Raw genomic sequence first — 20,231 nt, 5'->3', positions numbered from 1 at the left:
AGGGCGCGAACCGAGAACCGAGAAAGGAGAGACGATGTCCCCCCTCACCGATGACAGGGCCCCGGCTTCCGGCGGCGCGGTCGAACTCTCGATCGGCGGCATGACGTGCGCTTCCTGCGCCAACCGCATCGAACGCAAGCTGAACAAGCTCGACGGCGTGACCGCGACGGTCAACTACGCGACCGAGAAGGCCAAGGTGACCTACTCCGGGGACATCAGTCCCGAGGACCTGGTCGCCGAAGTGGCCAAGGCGGGCTACACCGCCAAGCTGCCCGACCCGCCCGCCGCGCCGTCGGCGGGCGAGAGCCGGGACGAGGAGGCGGAGGCGGCCGAGGAGCTTCGGCCGCTGCGTGACCGCCTGATCACCTCCGTGGCGCTCGCCGTACCGGTGATCGCGATGGCGATGGTCCCCGCGCTGCAGTTCCCGAACTGGCAGTGGCTCTCGCTCACGCTGACCGCGCCGGTCGTGGTCTACGCGGGCTGGCCCTTCCACCGGGCCGCCTGGACCAACCTGCGCCACGGCACGGCGACCATGGACACCCTGGTCTCCATCGGCACCCTGGCGGCCTTCGGCTGGTCGTTGTGGGCGCTGTTCTTCGGCAGCGCGGGCACCACCGGCATGACCCACCCGTTCGCGTTCACCATCGAGCGCACCGACGGGTCGGGCAACATCTACCTGGAGGCCGCGGCGGGGGTGACGGCGTTCATCCTCGCGGGCCGCTACTTCGAGGCCCGTTCCAAGCGCCGCGCCGGCGCCGCGCTCCGGGCCCTGCTCGAACTCGGCGCCAAGGACGTGGCCGTGCTGCGTGAGGGACGCGAGGTCCGTGTCCCCGCCGACCAGCTCGCCGTCGGCGACCTGTTCGTCGTACGGCCCGGCGAGAAGATCGCCACCGACGGCGTGGTCGAGGACGGCTCCTCCGCGGTCGACGCCTCGATGCTGACCGGCGAGTCCGTCCCGGTCGAGGTGCGGCCCGGCGACGCGGTGACCGGCGCGACCGTCAACGCGGGCGGCCGGCTGCTGGTCCGCGCCACCCGTGTCGGCGCCGACACCCAGCTGGCCCGGATGGCCAAGCTCGTCGAGGAGGCCCAGACCGGCAAGGCGCAGGTGCAGCGCCTGGCCGACCGCGTCTCCGGGATCTTCGTGCCGATCGTGATCGCGCTGGCCGTGGCCACGCTCGGCTTCTGGCTCGGCACCGGGGGCGGCGCCTCGGCCGCCTTCACCGCGGCGGTCGCGGTGCTGATCATCGCCTGCCCCTGCGCGCTCGGCCTGGCGACCCCGACCGCCCTGCTGGTCGGCACGGGACGCGGCGCCCAGCTCGGCATCCTGATCAGGGGCCCCGAGGTCCTGGAGTCGACCCGTACGGTCGACACCGTGGTGCTCGACAAGACCGGCACCGTCACCGAGGGCCGGATGACCCTCACCGACGTGCACCCGGCCGAGGGCGAGGACCGTGACGAGGTGCTGCGCCTGGCCGGAGCCCTCGAACACGCCTCCGAGCACCCCATCGCCAGGGCCGTCGCCCGCGCCGCCGCCGAACGGGTGGGCGAGCTGCCCACGCCTGAGGACTTCGCCAACGTCGAGGGACTCGGTGTCCAGGGCGTCGTGGACGGCCACGCCGTGGTCGTCGGCAGGCCCAGGCTGCTGGCCGACTGGGCTCAGCACCTGCCCGCCGAGCTGGAGCGGGCGGTGGAGGCGGCGCACGCCGCGGGCCGTACGGCCGTCGCGGTCGGCTGGGACGGCAGGGCCCGCGCGGTCCTCGTCGTGGCCGACACCGTCAAGCCGACCAGCGCCGAGGCGATCGAGCGGCTGCGCGGCCTCGGCCTGACCCCGGTGCTGCTGACCGGAGACAACGAGGCCGCGGCCCGCGCGGTCGCCGCCGAGGTCGGCATCGACGAGGTGATCGCCGAGGTGCTGCCCGAGGGCAAGGTCGAGGTGGTCAGGCGGCTGCAGGCCGAGGGCCGCTCGGTGGCCATGGTCGGCGACGGGGTCAACGACGCCGCCGCGCTCGCCCAGGCCGACCTGGGCCTGGCGATGGGCACCGGGACCGACGCGGCGATCGAGGCCGCCGACCTGACCCTGGTCAGGGGGGATCTCCGGGCCGCGGCCGAGGCGATCCGGCTGTCGCGCCGTACACTGGCGACGATCAAGGGGAACCTGTTCTGGGCGTTCGCCTACAACGTGGCCGCGCTGCCACTGGCCGCGCTCGGACTGCTCAACCCGATGATCGCCGGAGCCGCGATGGCGTTCTCCTCGGTGTTCGTGGTGAGCAACAGCCTCCGGCTCCGCCGCTTCAGATGAAGTTCCGATGACATCGGGGCGGGTGCGGCACAGCGGTGCCGCACCCGCCCTCCGTGGGAGACGGGGACGCCATGGAATCTGGTTTCGGATATTTCGCTACGCATGACGCGGTCCGCCCGGGCGTGCTGGCCCAGTTGGTCGAGCAACGGGGTCACGACGCCCTTCTCTTCACCGAGCACACCCACATCCAGGCCTGGGGGGAGCCTCCCGTGCCGCCGGAGGGCGGGACGCTGCCGCGCAAGTACGCGCACACCTACGACGCCCTGACCGCCTGCACGGCCGCGGGCGTGGTCACGACCCGGCTGCGGGTCGGGACGGGCGTCTGCCTGGTGCCACAGCACCACCCGATCAGCCTGGCGAAGACCGTGGCGAGCGTGGACCACCTCACCGGCGGCCGGTTCGAGCTCGGCGTGGGGGCGGGCTGGAACGAACCCGAGATCCGCAACCACGGGGTCGACCCGGCGCGGCGTTTCGCGGTGATGAAGGAGAACATCGAGGCGATGCGCCGCATCTGGACCCAGGACGAGGCCGAGTACCACGGGGAGTTCGTCTCCTTCGACCCGATCCTCTCCTGGCCGAAGCCCGCGCAGCGCCCTCATCCCCCCGTGCTGGTCGGCGGCACCGGCCCCCGGGTGCTCGACCGGGTGCTCTCCTACGGCGACGGCTGGCTGCCGAACTACGCGCCGGACGTCCTGGACCGGGTGGGTGAGCTCCGGCGCAGGGCCGAGGACGCGGGACGGACGGTCGTGACGGTGGTCATGGCCGCGCCGGCCGACCCCGCCGTGCTGGAGGCGTGCGAGCGTGCGGGGGTCGCCCGGGTGATGGCCTGGCTGCCGTCCGCGGGCCTTGACCGCCTCCAGCGGGAGATGGACGCCTTCGAGGCGGCGCTGGCCAAGGCGCGCGGAGAGTGACGCGCCGGACCTCCTGAACACGCCGGACGGCCCCGGCCGGGTTCTCCCCGGCCGGGGCCGTTCCGCGTTCGCTCACAGGTCCGCGCGGGACCGGTCACCGCACGCCGCGCCTGCCGTACAGGCCCGCGGCCGCGATGACGCCGACGGCCGCCAGGGCGATCTGGATGAGCAGCTCGATCCAGTCGACCCCCCGGGTGCTCGCCACGCCCAGCGCACCGGCGATCGCGGTGCCGATGAGGGCCGCGACGATGCCGATCACGATGGTCAGCCAGATGGGGATGCCCTGCCGCCCCGGGACGACCAGCCGGCCCAGCGCGCCGATGATCGCTCCGATGACGATGGCGGTGATGATGCCGGTGACTGTCATGGTCCACACTCCCTCTTGCTTGGCTGCCATCCGTATGCCCTTGAAAGTGAGGACAACACATGAAAAATCACGACCTACGGTGGCGATCGTCCTGTCCGGCGGAACGGGCACCGGGGCGGGCCTCGGGTGACAGGGCCGGAGGCAGCTCCTAAGGTGGACAACGTAAACGTAGTTGTCGAATCGGCGAACCAGGTTACCGACCGTGCCCAGTGATCCTCCCGGCTTCGAGCTTCCGCTCAGGCTCCTGATCGGCTTCCGGATGCTCATCGACGACCTCCACGCCGAGCTGGCCCGCCGGGGGCACCCGGGCATGCGGCCGATGCACGGCTTCGTCATGCAGGCGATCGGCGTCGAGGGCACCACCGCCGTCGAGCTCGGCAGACGCCTGGGGATCACCAAGCAGGCCGCGGGCAAGACCGTCGCCACCCTGGAGCGGCTGGGCTACGTCGAGCGCGCCTGCGACCCCGGCGACGCCAGGCGCAAGATCGTACGGCTCACGCCCCACGGCCTGGAGAGCCTGGCGCTCTCGGCCCGCATCTTCGACGACCTGCGCGAGCGCTGGGCGCGAGCGCTGGGACGGGAACGCATGGGGGCGTTCGAGGCGGATCTGCGCGCGCTCACCGCGGGCCAGGTGTTCCGGCTCGACGTGCCCGGCTGGTTCGGCGACTGACCCCGTCCCCGCGGCCGGTCCTCAGCGCGCCTCCGCGGCCAGGCGGATGCCGAAGCCGATGAACACCAGGCCGGTCAGCCGCTCGGTGAGGCGGCGCACCGACGGCCGGGAGAGCCCGCCGCGCAGGGCGTGCGCGGCCCAGACCACGAGCACGAACCACGCCGCGCCCAGCAGGCCGTGCACCGTGACCAGCAGCAGGGTCGTCGGAAGCACGGCCGCGTCGTGGGGGACGAACTGCGGCAGCAGCGTCATGTAGATGACCCCGACCTTGGGGTTGAGGAGGTTGGTCACGAACCCGGTCCGCATGACCTTCCACGCGCCGGTCACGGGTTCCCCCTCGGGTTGTTCCCGGCGCGTCGCGGAGCCGGAACGGCTCTTCCACAGCGCCCGCGCGCCGAGCCAGGTCAGGTAGACGGCGCCCGCGATCCTGACGGCGGTGTAGGCGAGGTCCGAGGCGGCCAGCAGCGCCGTCAGGCCGAGCGCGGTCGCGATCCCCCACACGTAGCAGCCGAGGATCACCCCCGCCCCCGCGAGCGACCCGGCCCCGCGGCCCGAGGCGATCGTCGTGCGCAGCACGATCACGGTGTCCGGGCCCGGGGAGACGGTGAGAACCAGTGCGACGGCGATGAAGGCGAGCACGGCGGTGAGCACGACAGCAGTGTCCCATATTCCCCGCTTCGCCCAAGATCGTCGCTACGGTACGGCGACCAGGACACGCGAGCGGTCGGTCGCGACCCGCAGGGCGATCCCCACCAGGGCGGTGGCCATCAGATAGCGCTGCACCCGCGACCACAGCGGCCTGCCCGTCAGGAAGGAGGCGACGGACCCGGCGCCCAGGACGATCAGGGCGTTGACCGACAGGGAGACGACGACCTGCACGAGACCGAGGGTCAGGCCCTGGGCCGCGACGTCGCCGTGCGCGGGATCGAGGAACTGCGGAAGCAGCGACACGTACATCACCGCGATCTTGGGGTTGAGCAGGCTGGTGACCAGCCCCATCGAGAACAGCCTGCCCGGCGGGTCGAAACGCGTCTCGCCGGGGGTGAAGACGGAGCCGCCCCCGGGGCGCACCGCCTTCCAGGCCAGCCACAGCAGATAGGCCGCACCCGCGAGCTTGATCGCGGTGTAGACGGCGGGCACGACCGCGAAGAGCACCGCGATCCCCGCCGCGGTGGCGGCCAGGTAGACCAGGAAACCGGCGGCGACACCCGCCAGGGAGATCATGCCCGCCCCCCGGCCCTGCGTCACCGACCGTGAGATCAGGTAGAGCATGTTGGGGCCGGGGGTGAGGACCATTCCGAGGGCGATCACCGCGACGGCGGCGAGGGAGCTGAGCGATACCGTCAATGTCATGACCGCATCCTGTCCTGCGCCCCTCCCCGCGGAGAACGGCCAATTCCACGAAGTGGCCCGGTCGCCTCAGCCGGCCGAGAACGGCGCCAGGGCCGCGACCGGGCGCAGGCGCATGCCGAGCCGCTCGTAGACGCCGATCGCGGCGCGGTTGTCGGTGTCCACGACCAGCGCGACCCTGCCGTGCGCGGCGATCAGCGACCGGAAGACGAAGGCGCACACCCGCCGCCCGTATCCCCTGCCGCGCAGCGCGGAGACGGTCGCCACCCCGGCGACGAACCCCACCTCCGGGCAGGACCAGGCGTCGGCGGCCGTGGCGACCAGGCTCCCGTCCGCCGCGCGCACCCCCGCCCAGCGGCGGATCCCCGGCAGCCCCGGTACGGCCCACGCCGCGGGGGCCGCCTCGGCCAGCAGGGCGGCGACCTCCGCGTCCCTCTCCTCAAGCCATCCGGTCTCCTCCTCCCCGGAGTCCTGCGGTGAGGGCGGGGTCGCGGTCTCCATCCACTCGAACGGCCGGACCGGGCCCGAGCCGGGCAGCAGGCCCACCAGCTCCCCGGCCAGGTCCCGTTCCGCCATGACCCGGTAGGAGGGGGCCAGTTCCGGCAGCACCCGCCGTACGAGAACGGCGACCTGACCGGCGGGGCCCCGGACGGTGAGCCGGTCGCGGCGGTTGAGGTCGGGGCTGGCGACCGCGACCGCCTCCCCGTGCGCCCACGCCCGGATCCCGGGGCGCATTCCCTGCGCCGCCCACATGACGATGGTGTCGTCCTGGCAGGCGGCGGCCACGTCCTCGGCGGAGGTCAACTCCATGGGGGGCTCCAGAAGGGTCCAGAAAAATCCGGAAAGGGTAGAGCTACAGGATCGCGCCCGGGGTGTAGGCGGCCGCGGCCGGGTGGCGGGCGACGACCTCCTCGATCCTGGCCACGACCGTCGCGACCTGGTCGGCGGCGGCGCCGGTGAAGGACAGCCGCTCCTGGAGCAGCTCCCGCAGCTCGGCCTGGCCGAGGGGGAAGCGCTCGTCGGCGGCCAGGCGCTCAAGCAGCTCGTTGCCCACGCCGCGCTCGCGCATCGCCAGCGCGGAGGCGACCGCGTGCTCCTTGATCACCTCGTGGGCGCTCTCCCTGCCCATCCCTGCGCGCACCGCGGCCATCAGCATCTTGGTCGTGGCCAGGAACGGCAGGTAGCGGTCCAGCTCGGCGGCGATGACCGCGGGGAAGGCCCCGAACTCCCCGAGCACGGTCAGCATCGTCTCGACCAGCCCGTCGAAGGCGAAGAAGGCGTCGGGCAGGGCGACCCGCCGTACCACCGAGCAGGAGACGTCGCCCTCGTTCCACTGGTCGCCGGCCAGCTCGCCCGTCATGGAGGCGTAGCCCCGCAGCACCACGGTCAGCCCGTTGACCCGCTCGCAGGAGCGGGTGTTCATCTTGTGCGGCATGGCCGAGGAGCCGACCTGCCCCTCGGCGAAGCCCTCGGTGACGAGCTCGTGACCGGCCATCAGCCGGATGGTCTTGGCCAGGGAGGAGGGGGCGGCGGCCAGCTGCACCAGCGCCGTGACGACCTCGTAGTCCAGCGACCGGGGGTAGACCTGCCCGACGCTGGTCAGCCGGTTCGCGAAGCCCAGGTGCCCGGCGACGTGGTCCTCAAGGGCGGTCAGCTTCGCCCGGTCGCCGCCGAGCAGGTCGAGCATGTCCTGCGCGGTGCCGACCGGCCCCTTGACGCCGCGCAGCGGGTAACGGGCGATGAGCTCCTCAAGCCGGGCCAGGGCGACCAGCAGCTCGTCGGCGGCCGAGGCGAACCGCTTGCCCAGGGTGGTGGACTGCGCGGCCACGTTGTGCGAGCGCCCGGCCATCACGGTGCCGGAGTGCTCGGCGGCCAGCGTGCCCAGACGGGCCAGCAGCGCCACGCACCGGTCGCGCACCAGCAGGAGGCTGTCGCGGATCTGCAGCTGTTCGACGTTCTCGGTGAGGTCGCGCGAGGTCATGCCCTTGTGCACGTGCTCGTGCCCGGCCAGCGCGTTGAACTCCTCGATGCGGGCCTTGACGTCGTGGCGGGTGACCCGTTCGCGCTCCGCGATGGAGGCCAGGTCGACCTGCTCGACGACCTTGTCGTAGTCGGCGACGGCCTCCTCGGGCACCGCGATCCCCAGCCGGGCCTGCGCGGCGAGCACCGCCAGCCACAGGCGGCGCTCGGCCACCACCTTGTACTCGGGGGACCACAGGCGGGCCAGCTCCGCCGAGGCGTAGCGGGCGGCCAGAACGTTGGGGATGCGAGGCTTGGCAGTCACGTTGCCTCAGTCTATTGCCGCCCGCGTTCCGGACCCGCCAGGGGGTAGGCGCGCCGCCGCCCGCCGTCCCCCTCCTTCGGGGTACGGCGGGCGGCGGGTGGTGAGGCGGAGGTCAGCCGACCGGGGTCAGCCTGTCGTCGTCGACCTTGGCGTCGGCCTCGTGCCTGCCCGCCCTGGACCCGCGGCTCAGCCGCTCCTTGGTCCGTTCGAGGATCACGTACAGCGTCGGCACCAGCACCAGCGTCAGCAGCGTCGAGGACACCAGGCCGCCGATGACCACGATGGCCAGCGGCTGGGAGATGAACCCGCCGGAGCCGGTCAGGCCGAGCGCCATCGGGATCAGCGCGAAGATCGTGGCGACCGCGGTCATCAGGATCGGCCGCAGCCTCCTGCGGCCGCCCTCGATCACCGCCTCGACCACGCCCAGGCCGCTCTCACGGTACTGGTTGATCAGGTCGATGAGCACGATGGCGTTGGTCACGACGATGCCGATCAGCATCAGCATGCCGATCAGGGCCGGCACGCCGAGCGGGGTGCCGGTGGCCAGCAGCAGGCCGATGGCGCCGGTGGCGGCGAACGGCACGGAGACCAGCAGCACCAGCGGCTGGGCGAGGCTGCGGAACGTCGCCACCATGATCATGAAGACGATCGCGATGGCGGCCAGCATCGCCAGGCCGAGCTGTCCGAACGCCTCGCTCTGGTCGGCGCTCACGCCGCCGATGGTGTAGCGCGCGCCGTCGGGCAGCTTCAGGTCCTTCAGCTTGGCGGTCAGCGTCGTGGTCAGGGCGCCCAGGTCGCTGGCGGTCGAGGTGCCCGAGACCGTCGCGCTGCGCTCCCCGTCGACCCGGGTCACCTGGGTGGGGCCGTCGACCCTGGACACCCTGGCGACCTCGGACAGCTTGACCGTGCCGGTCGCGGTCGGCAGCTTCAGCCTGCCGATCTCGGCCATGTCCTCGGGGGCGTCGCCGCTGCGCAGGATCAGATCGCTCGCCCGGCCGTCCAGGGTGACCTGGCCCAGCGTCGCGCCCCGGAAGGACTGTGCGACGAGCTGCCCGATCTGGCCTTCGGTCAGGCCCTTCTCCGCGGCCTTCCTCCGGTCGACCCGGACCTCGATGCGCTTGGCGCTGGCCTCCAGGTTGGAGGAGACGTCCCGCAGGCCGCCCATGTCCGCCATCGCGCCGCGCACCGTCTCGGCCGCGCCGCGCAGCGTGTCGATGTCCGGCGCCTGCACGAGCACCTGGAGCTGGTTGGTCGAGCCGCCGCCCGGACCGCCCTGGGAGCCGCCGACGGTGATCTCACCGGCGTCCGTGAGCCCCTTGAACCGGTCGCGCAGCGTGTTCTCCAGCGCCGCGGTGTCGGTGCCGTCGGCCACCGTGATCGAGTAGGAGGCGCGGTCCCCGCCGCCGCCACCGGAGGCGGCGCCCATGAAGCCGCCACCGCCGCCCACGTTGACCTGGTAGGTCTCCACCTCCTTGACGGAGGAGAGCACCTGCTCGACCTTCTTGGCCGCCGCGTCGGTGGTGGCCAGGTCGGTGCCGGGAGGCATCTTCTGGGTCAGGGAGACGGTGTTCTGGCCGGAGGAGTCCAGGAAGTTGGTCTGCAGCTGCCCCGCCAGGCCCATCGTGCCCACGAAGATCACGACGCCGACCAGGACGGTGATCAGCCTGCGCTTGGTGGCGAAGCGCAGAACCGGCAGGTAGATCCGCTGCAGCGGGCTGCGCAGTTCCTTGGCCTCGGCCTCCTCGCGCATCGCGCGCGCCTGCTCGGGGCTGAGCACGGGGGCCTTGAGGAACCAGTACGCCAGGACCGGGATGACCGTCAGCGACACCAGCAGCGAGGCCAGCAGCGCGACCGTCACGGTGACGGCGAACGGGGCGAACAGCTGCCCGACCATGCCGCCGACCACCGCGATCGGCAGGAAGACCGCGACGGTCGTCAGGGTCGAGGCCGTGACCGCGCCGCTCACCTCGCGCACACCCGCCAGCACGGCGTCCCGCTTGGCCTCGCCGTACCCCAGGTGACGCTTGATGTTCTCCAGGACCACGATCGAGTCGTCGACCACGCGGCCGACGGCGATGGTCAGGGCGCCCAGGGTCAGCATGTTCAGCGAGTAGTCGCCGAGCCACAGCGCGATCAGGGCGATGACGACCGACAGCGGGATGGACATCGCCGTCACCAGCGTCGAGCGCACCGACAGCAGGAAGATCAGGATGACCAGCACCGCGAAGGCCAGACCGAGCAGGCCCTCGGTGGTGAGGTCCTCGATCGAACGCTCCACGTACGGCGCCTGGTCGAAGATCACGCTCACCTTGGCGGAGTCGCCGATCTCCTTCTTCAGCTCCGGCAGCTTCTCACTCACCGCGTGGGAGATGGCCACCGCGTTGCCGTCCGGCTTCATGGTGACCGAGACGCCCAGGCTCGGCTCGCCGTCGGTGCGGGTCAGCGAGGTGCTGTCGGCCTGCGAGCGCTCGATCGTGGCCACGTCGCCGAGCTTGACGGGCTTGGGCGGCTTGGGGGCCGCCACGGCGACCGGCGGCCGCTGCGCCCCCGCGCCACGGGCGCCCTGAGCCTGCGCCGCCTGAGCCTGCGCCGTACGGCTCTGCGGAGCCCCCTGCTGCTGGAGCTGCGCCGGGGCGGCGGGCTGCAGGTAAAGGTTCTCCAGGTCCTCGATGGAGGTGATCCGGTCGCCGACCTGGACGGTCAGGGACAGGTTGTCCTCGGTGAGACTGCCCGCGGGGATCGGCTGGCCGTTGGCGCGCAGCACGTCGGCGACCGCGGTCGGCGCCAGGCCGTGCTTGGCGAGCTTCTTGGTGTCGGGGGTGACCACCACGGTCTCGTCCCGGGTGCCGGTGACCGTGGCCTCGCGCACCCCGTCGACGCCCTGCAGCGCGGGCACCATGATCCGCCTGAGCCTGTCCGCCGTGGCCCGCTGGTCACCGCCCGCGGACACCGCCAGCACCAGCACCGGGATGTCGTCGGTGCCGCCTGCCAGGACCTGCGGGTCGACGCCGTCGGGCAGCTGGGAGCCGATCCGGGAGATCGCCTGCTGCATCTCGCTCACCGAGGCGTCGATGTCGGTGCCGTACTCGAACGACACCTGGACCTGCGCCATCCCCTCGCGGGAGGTCGAGGTCACCTCGGTGACCCCCTCAAGACCCTGGAAGCTGTCCTCGATGGGCTTGGTGACCTGCTCCTCGACGATCTCGGGGGAGGCTCCCAGGTAGGGGGCGACCACGAAGGCGCCGGGAAACGAAAGCGAGGGCAGCAACTGTTGTTTGAGCGAGGGGATCGCGAAGGCGCCAAACGCGCTCAACACGACCGCGATCATTATGACAAGGCTGCGGTTGGCAAGACTCAACCTGGCCAGGGCGGTCATGGGGGCGGACTCCTAAGGGCCTGAGGGGTACGACACAGTAAGTTCTCTCCAGCCTAACACTTCGCATTATGCGAATATTTAACGCTGTCTAGCTTTCCTGATAACCTTCTCAGGAAGCGAGAGGGTGAGTGTGGACGACGAACGCGACCGACTGATCAGCCGCATCGGTGAGCTACAGCGCGACCTGGGACGATTCCTCGCCCAGCGCAGGGCGCCCTCTCCGCTCTTCGACACCAACCTCACGATGCGCCAGCTCAAAGTGGTCATGCTCCTCGCCTACCGGGACTCCGCCTCGGGCCAGGACCTCGCGCACCACCTCGACGTCGGTCTCGGCACCGTCACCGGCATCGTCGACCGCCTCGTCGGCCACGGCCTGGTGACCCGCCGGGAGGACCCCAACGACCGCCGCGTGCGGCGGGTCGAGCTGACCTCCGCGGGCCGCACCCTCGTCGAGCGGATCACCGACGCGGGCCTGGCCGACTTCCGCCACCTCCTCGGCTTCCTCGACACCCAGACCCTCCGCGACGCGCTCAGCGTCATGACGAGGATCGAGGCGGCCACCGCCGCCTTCGACCGTCGGGACGTCCTCTGAACCGCGAACGGGGAGCCGCCCTCACCGCTCCCCGCCTGGCCGTGTCCTTCTTCTTCCTGGCGCTGGGCACCGTCTCCGGCGCCTGGGCCGCCCGCATCCCCGCCGTCAAGAGCGACCTCGGCCTCAGCAACGGGCAGCTCGCCTACGGCCTGTTCGCCCTCACCACCGGCCTCATCGTCGGAATGCGCTTCGCCGGACGCCTCACCGACCGCTTCGGCAGCGCCCGCGTCATCACCCCCGCCGCCGTCGTCACGGCCCTGGCCGTCATCCCGCCCGGCTACGCCCCGACCCTGCCCCTGCTCATCGCCGCCCTCTTCCTGTACGGCGTCGTCAACGCCTCCCTCGACGTCTCCATGAACGCCCACGGCGTCGAGGTCGAGCGCGCCTGCGGCCGCCCCCTCATGTCCGGCTTCCACGGCATGTACAGCGTCGGCGGCCTCCTCGGCGCGGGAATCGGCGGCCTGTTCGCCTGGTTCGGCGCCGGAGCGGGCCCCACCCTGGCCACGACCGGCGTCACCCTCGCCCTGGCGTCGCTCCTGGCCGGACGCCACCTGCTGCCCCCCGCCCCGCCCGCCGCGCCGTCACAGGACCAGGCCACCGCCGGGACACGCAGAAACGGCTGGATCGTCCTCATCGGCGTGGTCGCCTTCGCCGGGCTTGTCGGAGAGGGAGCCGCCGTCGACTGGACCGCCGTCTACCTCTTCGAGGACCTGCGCTCCTCGCAGGGCGTCGCCGCCCTCGGCTTCGCCGCCTTCTCCACCGCCATGACGATCGGCCGCCTCGCCGGTGACCGGCTGGCCCTGCGCTTCGGCCCGGTCCGCCTGGTCCGCGTCTCCGGCCTGCTGGCCGCCGCAGGCCTGGGCGCCGCGCTGCTCGTCGGCCAGATCCCCGTCGCCGTCGCGGGCTTCACCCTGTTCGGCCTCGGCCTGTCCACGATCGTGCCCCAGGTCTTCTCCGCGGCCGGCAACCACGACCCGCAGCGGGCCGGAGCCTCCATCGCCCAGGTCGCCACCATCGGCTACGCGGGCCTGGTCGCCGGGCCCGCCCTCATCGGCGGGGCTGCGGAGATCGTCGGCCTGCCCGCCGCGCTGGGCATCCCCGTACTGCTCGCCGCGTTCATGTCCGCCTCGGCAGGCGCCCTGCGCCCGCCCCGCTGACCCCCTCCCGGAAAACTCCCCATATGGCGGGAAATGCCGCCAGAGTGATTTCCGCAGGACGGAACACACCGGGAAACCCCGAATTACTCTTCCTTCACAGAAACGCGTCACCCTCAGTGAATCAACAGATTCAATATGGTGCGCAATCCATTTTGTCAAGCCGGTGGACAGCCAATCTCCCACAACAAGGGCCGGCGCAATGACGCTGCGCATCCACCTGGAAGCCAACCGTGTAAATCAAATTCACAGTTGATTTTCACACACATGATCGGCCTATGCTGACCCGTCGGCTCCCTTGGTTTCACAACAAACACCCATCGCGTGGGAAACGCGCCATTCGGCGTGCCCGCATGCCCAAAGTCACGAACACCGGGCGGCACCCACGCACCACAGAGGACGACGAGCAAGAAAAGAGGAGAATTCGGTGCCAGATCACTCCGCCACCCGGGGTCACGCGGGATCTCCCCCACAACGGCGAACCGGACGACGACTCGCCGCCGCTCTACTCGCCATAGCCGTCGGCGCACTGTCCGGCGTGGTCACCGCGGGCCCCGCCTCGGCCGAACCCGCCCCCGCCTACGACCACAGCAAGGACAAGGCCACCGCCCCCGGAACCCACGCCCCCCTGCCCAAGGGCTTCTCGACCACCCAGCTCACGGTGAAGTTCAAACCCGGCCTCACCGTACGGCTGCGCGGGCAGGGCCTGGTCGCCAAGGACTCCGGAGACACCGCGGACATCCAGAAGGTCCTGGCCAAGTACAAGGACGCCTCCATCAGGCCCCTGTCCTCGACCTCCGAGACGAAGACCACCGAACGGCGCCTCCAGCTGGAGAAGAAGACCGGCAGGCAACTGCCCGACCTCAACTCCTGGTTCGTCGTCACCGCCCCCAAGAGCGGCGTCGAAGGCCTGCTGAAGGACCTCAACGCCCTGCCCTCGGTCGAGATCGCCCAGGCCAGGCCCAACCTCGTCTCCCCCACCGAACCCCTGGCCTCACACCAGAAGTACCGCAACGCCACCGGCTCCCCGGCCGGCGGCGGCGTCGACGCCGACTACGCCAACGCCCAGACCGGCGGCAAGGGCGACGGCATCACCGTCACCGACATCGAGGTCCAGTCCCCGGTCATCCCCTCCTACGGCGCGCAGACGATCGCCGCGGGCGAGGACCACTCCCTGATGGTCTCCTGGTCACCGACACTCGGACAGGTGTGGGCCTGGGGCGACAACAGCCAGGGACAACTCGGCCTGGGCAACACCACGGCCAAGACAGTCCCCTCCCAGGTCCCCGGCCTGACCGACATCTCCTCCGTCTCCGCCGGCGCCGCCTACTCACTCGCGCTCAAGAGCGACGGCACCGTCTGGGCCTGGGGCGACAACAGCCAAGGACAACTCGGCAACGGCACCCTGACCGACAGCACCGTCCCGGTACAGGTCGCCGGAATCTACAACGCCGTGGGCATCAGCGCCGGCATCGGCCACTCCCTCGCCGTCCTGTCCGACGGCACCGTACGCGCCTGGGGCGACAACAGCCAGGGACAGCTCGGCTACGCCGGCTCCGACTCCCCCGTCGCCATCGCCGTCCCCGGCCTCACCGGCGTGGCCGCCGGACCGGGCACGATCGCCGCGGGCGGCGTCCACTCCCTGGCCCTGATGGCCAACGGCACCGTCAAGGCCTGGGGCAACAACGGCGCAGGCCAGCTCGGCGACGGAACCACCACCAACCACACCACCCCCGCCACCGTCACCGGCCTGACCAACGTCGGCCAGGTCAGCAGCCGCGGCGACCACAACCTGGCCCTCATCACCGGCGGCACCGTCAAGGCCTGGGGCGACAACAGCGAAGGCCAGCTCGGCGACGGAACCACCACCACCCGCACCACCCCGGTCTCCGTCACCGGCCTGACCAACGTCAACGGCGTCTCCGCAGGAACCAAGCACAGCGTCGCCACCACCTCCTCGGTCTCCTCGACCACCTACACCTGGGGCGACAACAACCAGGGACAGCTCGGCGACGGAACCACCACCGACAGACACTCCCCCACCGCCACCACCGCCAACAGCGAGGCGGCCGTGGCGGGCCTGGCCCACACCATCACCAAACTCGGCCAGTGGTTCTACGTCTGGGGCATGAACAGCAGCGGCCAGCTCGGCGACGGAACCACCACCAACCGGCACAGCCCCGTCGAACTGAACGGGCTGACCAACCAGTGGAACCTCTGCCACGAGGACCTCGCCGGACGCGTCGCGACCGGCGAGATCGTCCAGGTGCCGTCCCTGTTCGGCGACCCCTGCTCGCATGACTCCTCCGTCGCCCACGGCACCGCCGTCGCCGGAGTGATCGCCGCCCAGGACGACAACGGCGTCGGCATGGCCGGCATCGCCCCGAACGCCACCCTCCACGTGTCCGGCACCGCCGTACCCGACAGCGTCGCCTACGCCACCGCCCACTCCGGACCGGGCGACGTCATCCTGTACGAGGTCGCGGTGACCCCGTCCGGCGGCGGCGGCCCCTGGTACCCGTGGGAGGTCGACGGCAGCGTCTACGACCAGACCGTCCTGGCCGTCGCCGCCGGAGTGACCGTGGTCGAGGCCGCGGGCAACGGCGGCAACAACCTCGACGACACCACCGACACCTACGCCACCACCATCATGGGCCGCCCCGACTCCGGCGCCATCATGGTCGGCGCCGGAGCACCCCCGAGCCCCGGCGGAACCAACTGCACCGGCTCAAGCCCGGCCGCCGAACGGACCGCCCTGTCCTTCTCCACCTACGGCTCCCGCCTGGACGTCCAGGCCTACGGCGCCTGCGTGGCGACACTGGGCGTCCCCGGCTGGCAGGAACTGACCCCCTCGGAGACCAACCCGAACAAGCTCTACAACGGCTCCTTCAACGGCACCTCCAGCGCCAGCGCCGTCATCGCCGGAACCGTCGCCGCCCTGCAGGGCGTCGCCAAGGCCAACAGCGGCGTGCTCACCCCCGCCCAGGTCCGCGACACCCTCAAGCTCACCGGAACGGCCCAGCCCACCGGCGACCCCCACCACATCGGCCCGCAGCCCAACCTGCACGCCGCCATCGACGACATCCTGACCCCCTGACCTACCGGTCGGGCTGACCCACTGACCTTCTGGCCGGAACCGAAGGCCGGTGAACGCGCGGGCCACGGGACGACCCCGTGGCCCGCACCTCACTCCGCGACATGCCCCCCGTAGGTACCGAACGACCACCGGTTGCCCTCAGGATCGGCGACGACGAAGTCACGGGAACCGTAGTCGGTGTCCGTGAGCTCGCGAACCGGACGCGCCCCCGCGGCGACCGCCCTGGCGAACAGCTCATCGGGCGCGTCCGTCACGACATAGGCGCCGAACGTACCCGGCACCAGCCCACACGGATCGTCCGCTACGTCGCGCGTCCCGCCGAGCATGACACCGCCGCCGAGCGGCCAGGAGAGCTCGGCGTGGTCGACCCGCTCGCCGTCGCCGTACACCACGCTCTCCTCGAAACCGAACGCCTCGGTGAGGAAACGGATGAGATCACGAGGATTCCGGGCGCGCAACATGGGCCACACCCGGGGCTGTGAAGTGTTGTTGCTCATGAACCCGAGTCTTCCGCCAGCGCGGCACCCCAGGCTTGGACGTTTCGGAACTCCTCCGCCAGCCAGCGACTCGGCGGGCACCCCGCGAGCGCACCGAACTCCCTGGCCAGATGAGCCTGGTCGCAGTAACCGCACCCGGCCGCCAGATCCGCCAGCGTCAGCCTCTCCCCCAGCGCCGCCGCCCGCCGCAACCTCCGCCGTGCCCGGTCGAAACGCACGACCCGCGCCGCCTCCTTCGGCCGGAGACCGATCTCCGCGGCGAACCTCCGGCTCAGGTAACGGCCACTCCAGCCCGCCGCGCGGGCCAGCTCGGCCGCGCTCGCCGTACCACCGGAGGCCGTCAGCAACCCCCAGGCACGCGCCACCTCGGCCGGCATCACCCGCTCCACACTCACCCGGGCCAGCAGCTCCGCGTCGAGAGCCGCGAAACGCCCGGCCCAGCCGTCGGCCCCGCCTTCGAGCACCCGCTCACGCAACCGCCCCGCCCAGCCTCCCGCGACCTCCGACAGATGCAGGTCGGCGCCCGCCATCTCCCCCGCGGGAAGGGCGAGCAGCGCCCGCGCACCCCGCGGGGTCAACGCCAGCTGGATGCCCGACTGACGCCCGTCATGGGTGATCAGCGCCGAGCTGGTGTGCAGACCGCCGACGAACGCGTCGTACCGCTCCGGCCCCGCCCTCCCGTCGGAACGCACCGCGATCACGAGCGGCTCGTCGAGGGTGACGATCAACGTGAGGTACGGCGACGGCAGGCCACGGTGCACCCTCGGCTCCGGCCCCGCCTCCCGATAGCCGGTGTAGCTCGCGACAAAGGGCCGCAAAACAGGCGGTGGCGCCTGCACGACGAACTCCATCCCGCCTCCAGCTTCCCGGCCTCAAGGCCAGTTTATTTGTGGTTTCCGTTGTGACGGGTTTGTCCGGACCCGACGCCTTTACAAAGTAAATCAATAAGATGAACCGGTGAACGCTGGAGAGGCACGAGCGGTGGCGGAGCGGTGGGTCGCCGAACACTCCCCGGACATCCCTGACTTCGCGGGCGCCTTCCTCAGCGGGTCGACGGCCTGGCTGCCCGCGGAGGCCGAGCTCTCCCCCTCCTCCGACGTCGACGTCATGGTCGTCCTGTCGGCCAGGCGGACCCCTCGCAAGCCCGGCAAGTTCCGCTACGGCGGGGCCCTGCTCGAAGTCACCTATCTGGGCTGGGAACCGATGCCCTCAGGTGAGGAGATCCTGGCCTCCTACCACCTCGCGGGCGCGTTGCGGGGAGAGACGGTCCTGGCCGACCCCACGGGTGCCCTGACCGCGCTGCGGGCCGCGGCCGCCGGGGACTACGCCAGGCGGAGGTGGGTCGTCAGGCGTTGCGAGGAGGCCGAGCGCAGGGTGACCGACGGGCTCGCGGCACTCGACGTCTCCGCTCCGCCGTACGACCGGGTGACGGGCTGGCTGTTCCCGACCGGTGTGACCACGCATGTCCTGCTCACCGCGGGGCTGCGCAATCCCACCGTACGGCTGCGCTACCTGGCGGCACGGGCGCTGCTGATCGAGTACGGCAGGCCGGAGGCCCACGAGGAGTTGCTCGCGCTGCTCGGCTGCGCGCATCTGACCCCGGAACGCGTGGCGCACCACCTGGGGACGATGACACGGGCCTTCGACGCCGCTTCCGCCGGGCCCGCCACGCCGTACCCCTTCGCCTCGGACGTCACGGCGGCGGCGCGGCCGATCGCGGTCGGCGGCGGTCACGACCTTCTGGCTCACGGGCACCATCGGGAGGCGGTCTTCTGGATCGCCGCGACCTACGCCCGCTGCCTGAAGATCCTGGCCCACGGCGGCCCCGGGGCGGCCGAGGCGTTCATGCCCGGCTTCCTCGACCTGACCGAGGACCTGGGCGTCGGCTCCGCCGCCGGGCTGCGCGAACGGGCGCTGCGGGTCCGTGACTTCCTGCCGCGCCTCAGACGGCTCAGGGACCACGTCCTCGCGGCGAACCCGGGCATCGAGGACTGAGCCGGGTCAGCGGACGGGGCAAGGTCTTCGGCCCCGCCACCGCAGGCGTCCGTCTCGCTTGACCTCTCGCGCGTCAGTCCGGCAGCCAGTGCAGTTCGTGCGCCAGGGTTTTGGCGACGGCACGGATGCGGCGGTGCAGCGGCGACGGCTCACGTGGGAGGACCAGGTGGATCGTCAGGCTGGGCGCGCCCCGCAGCGGCCGCCAGGTGAGACCGGCCGGTTGTGCCGTGACCGCGGCTTCTCCGCCCGGGGCGAGGGTGACCCCGTCGCGCAGGTCGCGCAGAGACATGTCGACAGTGACCGCGGGCGTGTGGAACCGGGGGTGTGGCCGGGTGTCTCGGAACAGCGCGGACAGCTGATCGTAGATCACGGGGTTGGCCGCACGGTCCGGGAGTCGCAGCGGATACGCGGCCGCGTCGGCGATCTCGATCTCCGGGTGTTCGGCCAGCGGATGGTGCCGCGCCAGCAGGACCCCGACGCGCTCACGCCGCAGCAGGAACCGGCGCACGCCACGGCCCGGCTGTTCACCGCGGGTGATCCCGGCGTCGATGCGGCCGTCGGCGACCGCGGGGCAGATCTCCGGTGTCGCCATCGGGACCGCGCCGACCTTGAGTCCCGGGCTGCTGCGAATGAGCCTGTCCACCAGGGCCGGTGCCGTCTCGGCCCCGGCGGTGAGGCTGTATCCGATGCGCAGCGTGCCCAGCTCACCGGCCGCCGCGCTCCGGGCGGTGCCCCATGCCCGGTCCAGCGCCGCCAACGCGGGCGGCGCGGACTCCGCCAAAGCCGCCCCGGCCGTGGTCAACGCGACGCTACGCGTGTTGCGGACCAGCAGGGCCGTACCGAGTTCCGCCTCCAGTCGGCGCATCCGGGCGCTGAGCGCGGGCTGTGCGATACCGATCCGTGCGGCCGCGCGGGTGAAGTTCAGCTCCTGTGCCAGCACCAGGAAGTACCGCAGGCTCACCGTGTCCGGCGCCATGTGCCCCCTGCCGATTGATAACGATCTGTTCTGAGTCTATCCCGGACCGGTCTTTCCCTCGGCCGCGCATCAAGCCCTAACCTGCGTGTACGGCGATTCGGCCGACCGCGGTACCCGCCGCCGGGATCGATCGATCCGAGTGCCGATTCGAAGTCGGACGTGTCCGGCCGAACACAGGAGGTTTCCATGGCCAAGGGCTACTGGGTCAGTGTCTACCCTGCCGTCTCCGACCCTGAGAGGCTGACCGCCTACGACAAGCTGGCCGGTCTGGCTGTCCAGGCTGGGGGCGGGCGCAACCTGTCCCTCCTGCCGTCCCGTGGCGGTCGAGTCGTCGCCCACGAGGCCGGAATCACGCAACGCGTCGTTCTGATCGAGTTCGACAGCTTTGAACAGGCCGTCGCGGCATACGAGAGCGAGGCGTACCAGAAGGCGCTGGTGGCCCTCCCCGACGGCGTCGAGCGCGACTTCCGCATCGTCGAAGGCGTCGGCTGACCACACCCGCCCTCGCCCGGGGCGAACCGCTTCCCACGCGACAGATCGGTCCAGCGAACACCGGGCGTCGATGACCGGGGCGCGGTGTGCCCCGCCGGGGCTGCTCAGAGTCTGACTTCGAGGGGTTTCGACCTGCGGTTCCTCCGTCGCCGAAGTAGCCCGGGGGTGCGC

17 protein-coding genes are annotated in these 20,231 nt (G+C 71.5%); 8 read left to right on the top strand and 9 right to left on the bottom strand.

Annotated features, from left to right (window positions below; translation table 11 throughout):
• Positions 1-34 precede the first annotated feature (34 nt).
• Positions 35-2,299: a heavy metal translocating P-type ATPase gene (locus ABZ470_RS16415; RefSeq protein ID WP_352013313.1), complete on the top strand. Its 2,265-nt coding sequence runs from the start codon at positions 35-37 to the stop codon at positions 2,297-2,299.
• 71 nt (positions 2,300-2,370) lie between these two features.
• Positions 2,371-3,210 carry an LLM class F420-dependent oxidoreductase gene (locus tag ABZ470_RS16410; protein ID WP_362911875.1) on the top strand — a complete coding sequence of 280 codons (840 nt, stop codon included), beginning with the start codon at positions 2,371-2,373 and terminating at the stop codon, positions 3,208-3,210.
• Positions 3,211-3,304: 94 nt separating this feature from the next.
• Here ABZ470_RS16410 and ABZ470_RS16405 read toward each other — a convergent pair whose 3' ends face one another.
• Positions 3,305-3,577 (bottom strand): GlsB/YeaQ/YmgE family stress response membrane protein, encoded by a 273-nt coding sequence (locus ABZ470_RS16405; protein WP_352013311.1) that lies wholly within the window; start codon positions 3,575-3,577, stop codon positions 3,305-3,307.
• A 202-nt stretch (positions 3,578-3,779) separates the two neighbouring features.
• Between ABZ470_RS16405 and ABZ470_RS16400 the strand changes: the two genes are divergently transcribed.
• The gene (locus ABZ470_RS16400) at positions 3,780-4,247 is read left to right on the top strand and encodes a MarR family transcriptional regulator (RefSeq protein WP_362911874.1); all 468 of its coding nucleotides are present in this window, start codon (positions 3,780-3,782) and stop codon (positions 4,245-4,247) included.
• Positions 4,248-4,268: 21 nt separating this feature from the next.
• On the opposite strand, the gene ABZ470_RS16395 is transcribed toward ABZ470_RS16400, so the two are convergent.
• The 5 genes from ABZ470_RS16395 to ABZ470_RS16375 all read right to left on the bottom strand — a co-directional run bounded on the left by ABZ470_RS16395 (position 4,269) and on the right by ABZ470_RS16375 (position 11,257).
• Complete coding sequence (locus ABZ470_RS16395; RefSeq protein WP_362911873.1) at positions 4,269-4,898, bottom strand: LysE family translocator; 630 nt, start codon at positions 4,896-4,898, stop codon at positions 4,269-4,271.
• A 42-nt stretch (positions 4,899-4,940) separates the two neighbouring features.
• A complete protein-coding gene (locus ABZ470_RS16390) occupies positions 4,941-5,600 on the bottom strand; it encodes a LysE family translocator (RefSeq protein ID WP_352013308.1) in 660 nt (219 codons plus the stop codon).
• Between the two features lie 66 nt (positions 5,601-5,666).
• Positions 5,667-6,407, bottom strand: coding sequence for a GNAT family N-acetyltransferase (locus ABZ470_RS16385; protein WP_352013307.1), 741 nt, complete (start codon positions 6,405-6,407; stop codon positions 5,667-5,669).
• 43 nt (positions 6,408-6,450) lie between these two features.
• The gene (gene purB, locus ABZ470_RS16380) at positions 6,451-7,881 is read right to left on the bottom strand and encodes an adenylosuccinate lyase (protein WP_362911872.1); all 1,431 of its coding nucleotides are present in this window, start codon (positions 7,879-7,881) and stop codon (positions 6,451-6,453) included.
• Positions 7,882-7,993: 112 nt separating this feature from the next.
• Positions 7,994-11,257, bottom strand: a complete 3,264-nt coding sequence (locus ABZ470_RS16375) for an efflux RND transporter permease subunit (protein ID WP_362911871.1) — start codon at positions 11,255-11,257, stop codon at positions 7,994-7,996.
• Positions 11,258-11,381: 124 nt separating this feature from the next.
• Between ABZ470_RS16375 and ABZ470_RS16370 the strand changes: the two genes are divergently transcribed.
• From ABZ470_RS16370 to ABZ470_RS16360, 3 genes are all read left to right on the top strand, one after another.
• Positions 11,382-11,849 carry a MarR family transcriptional regulator gene (locus tag ABZ470_RS16370; RefSeq protein WP_362911870.1) on the top strand — a complete coding sequence of 156 codons (468 nt, stop codon included), beginning with the start codon at positions 11,382-11,384 and terminating at the stop codon, positions 11,847-11,849.
• Between the two features lie 41 nt (positions 11,850-11,890).
• Entirely contained in the window at positions 11,891-13,006 is a 1,116-nt protein-coding gene (locus ABZ470_RS16365; RefSeq protein ID WP_362911869.1) for an MFS transporter, read from the top strand.
• A 424-nt stretch (positions 13,007-13,430) separates the two neighbouring features.
• Positions 13,431-16,100, top strand: a complete 2,670-nt coding sequence (locus ABZ470_RS16360; protein WP_362911868.1) for a S8 family serine peptidase — start codon at positions 13,431-13,433, stop codon at positions 16,098-16,100.
• Between the two features lie 89 nt (positions 16,101-16,189).
• Here ABZ470_RS16360 and ABZ470_RS16355 read toward each other — a convergent pair whose 3' ends face one another.
• Positions 16,190-16,597 (bottom strand): VOC family protein, encoded by a 408-nt coding sequence (locus ABZ470_RS16355; RefSeq protein ID WP_362911867.1) that lies wholly within the window; start codon positions 16,595-16,597, stop codon positions 16,190-16,192.
• Complete coding sequence (locus ABZ470_RS16350) at positions 16,594-17,448, bottom strand: helix-turn-helix domain-containing protein (RefSeq protein ID WP_362911866.1); 855 nt, start codon at positions 17,446-17,448, stop codon at positions 16,594-16,596. The genes ABZ470_RS16355 and ABZ470_RS16350 overlap by 4 nt, the downstream gene beginning before the upstream one ends.
• 106 nt (positions 17,449-17,554) lie before the next feature.
• Between ABZ470_RS16350 and ABZ470_RS16345 the strand changes: the two genes are divergently transcribed.
• Complete coding sequence (locus tag ABZ470_RS16345; RefSeq protein ID WP_362911865.1) at positions 17,555-18,592, top strand: hypothetical protein; 1,038 nt, start codon at positions 17,555-17,557, stop codon at positions 18,590-18,592.
• A 73-nt stretch (positions 18,593-18,665) separates the two neighbouring features.
• Here the strand turns inward: ABZ470_RS16345 and ABZ470_RS16340 are convergent, their stop codons facing one another.
• Entirely contained in the window at positions 18,666-19,568 is a 903-nt protein-coding gene (locus ABZ470_RS16340) for a LysR family transcriptional regulator (protein WP_362911864.1), read from the bottom strand.
• 186 nt (positions 19,569-19,754) lie between these two features.
• On the opposite strand from ABZ470_RS16340, the gene ABZ470_RS16335 reads away from it, so the two are divergent.
• Positions 19,755-20,060 carry a DUF1330 domain-containing protein gene (locus ABZ470_RS16335; protein WP_362911863.1) on the top strand — a complete coding sequence of 102 codons (306 nt, stop codon included), beginning with the start codon at positions 19,755-19,757 and terminating at the stop codon, positions 20,058-20,060.
• Positions 20,061-20,231 lie beyond the last annotated feature (171 nt).

Origin of the sequence: Streptosporangium sp. NPDC020072 (genome assembly GCF_040631445.1) — a bacterium.
Lineage (GTDB): Bacteria > Actinomycetota > Actinomycetes > Streptosporangiales > Streptosporangiaceae > Streptosporangium.
The sequence above is the reverse complement of the archived record's forward strand: the minus strand, read 5'-3'. Positions and strand labels throughout refer to the sequence as shown.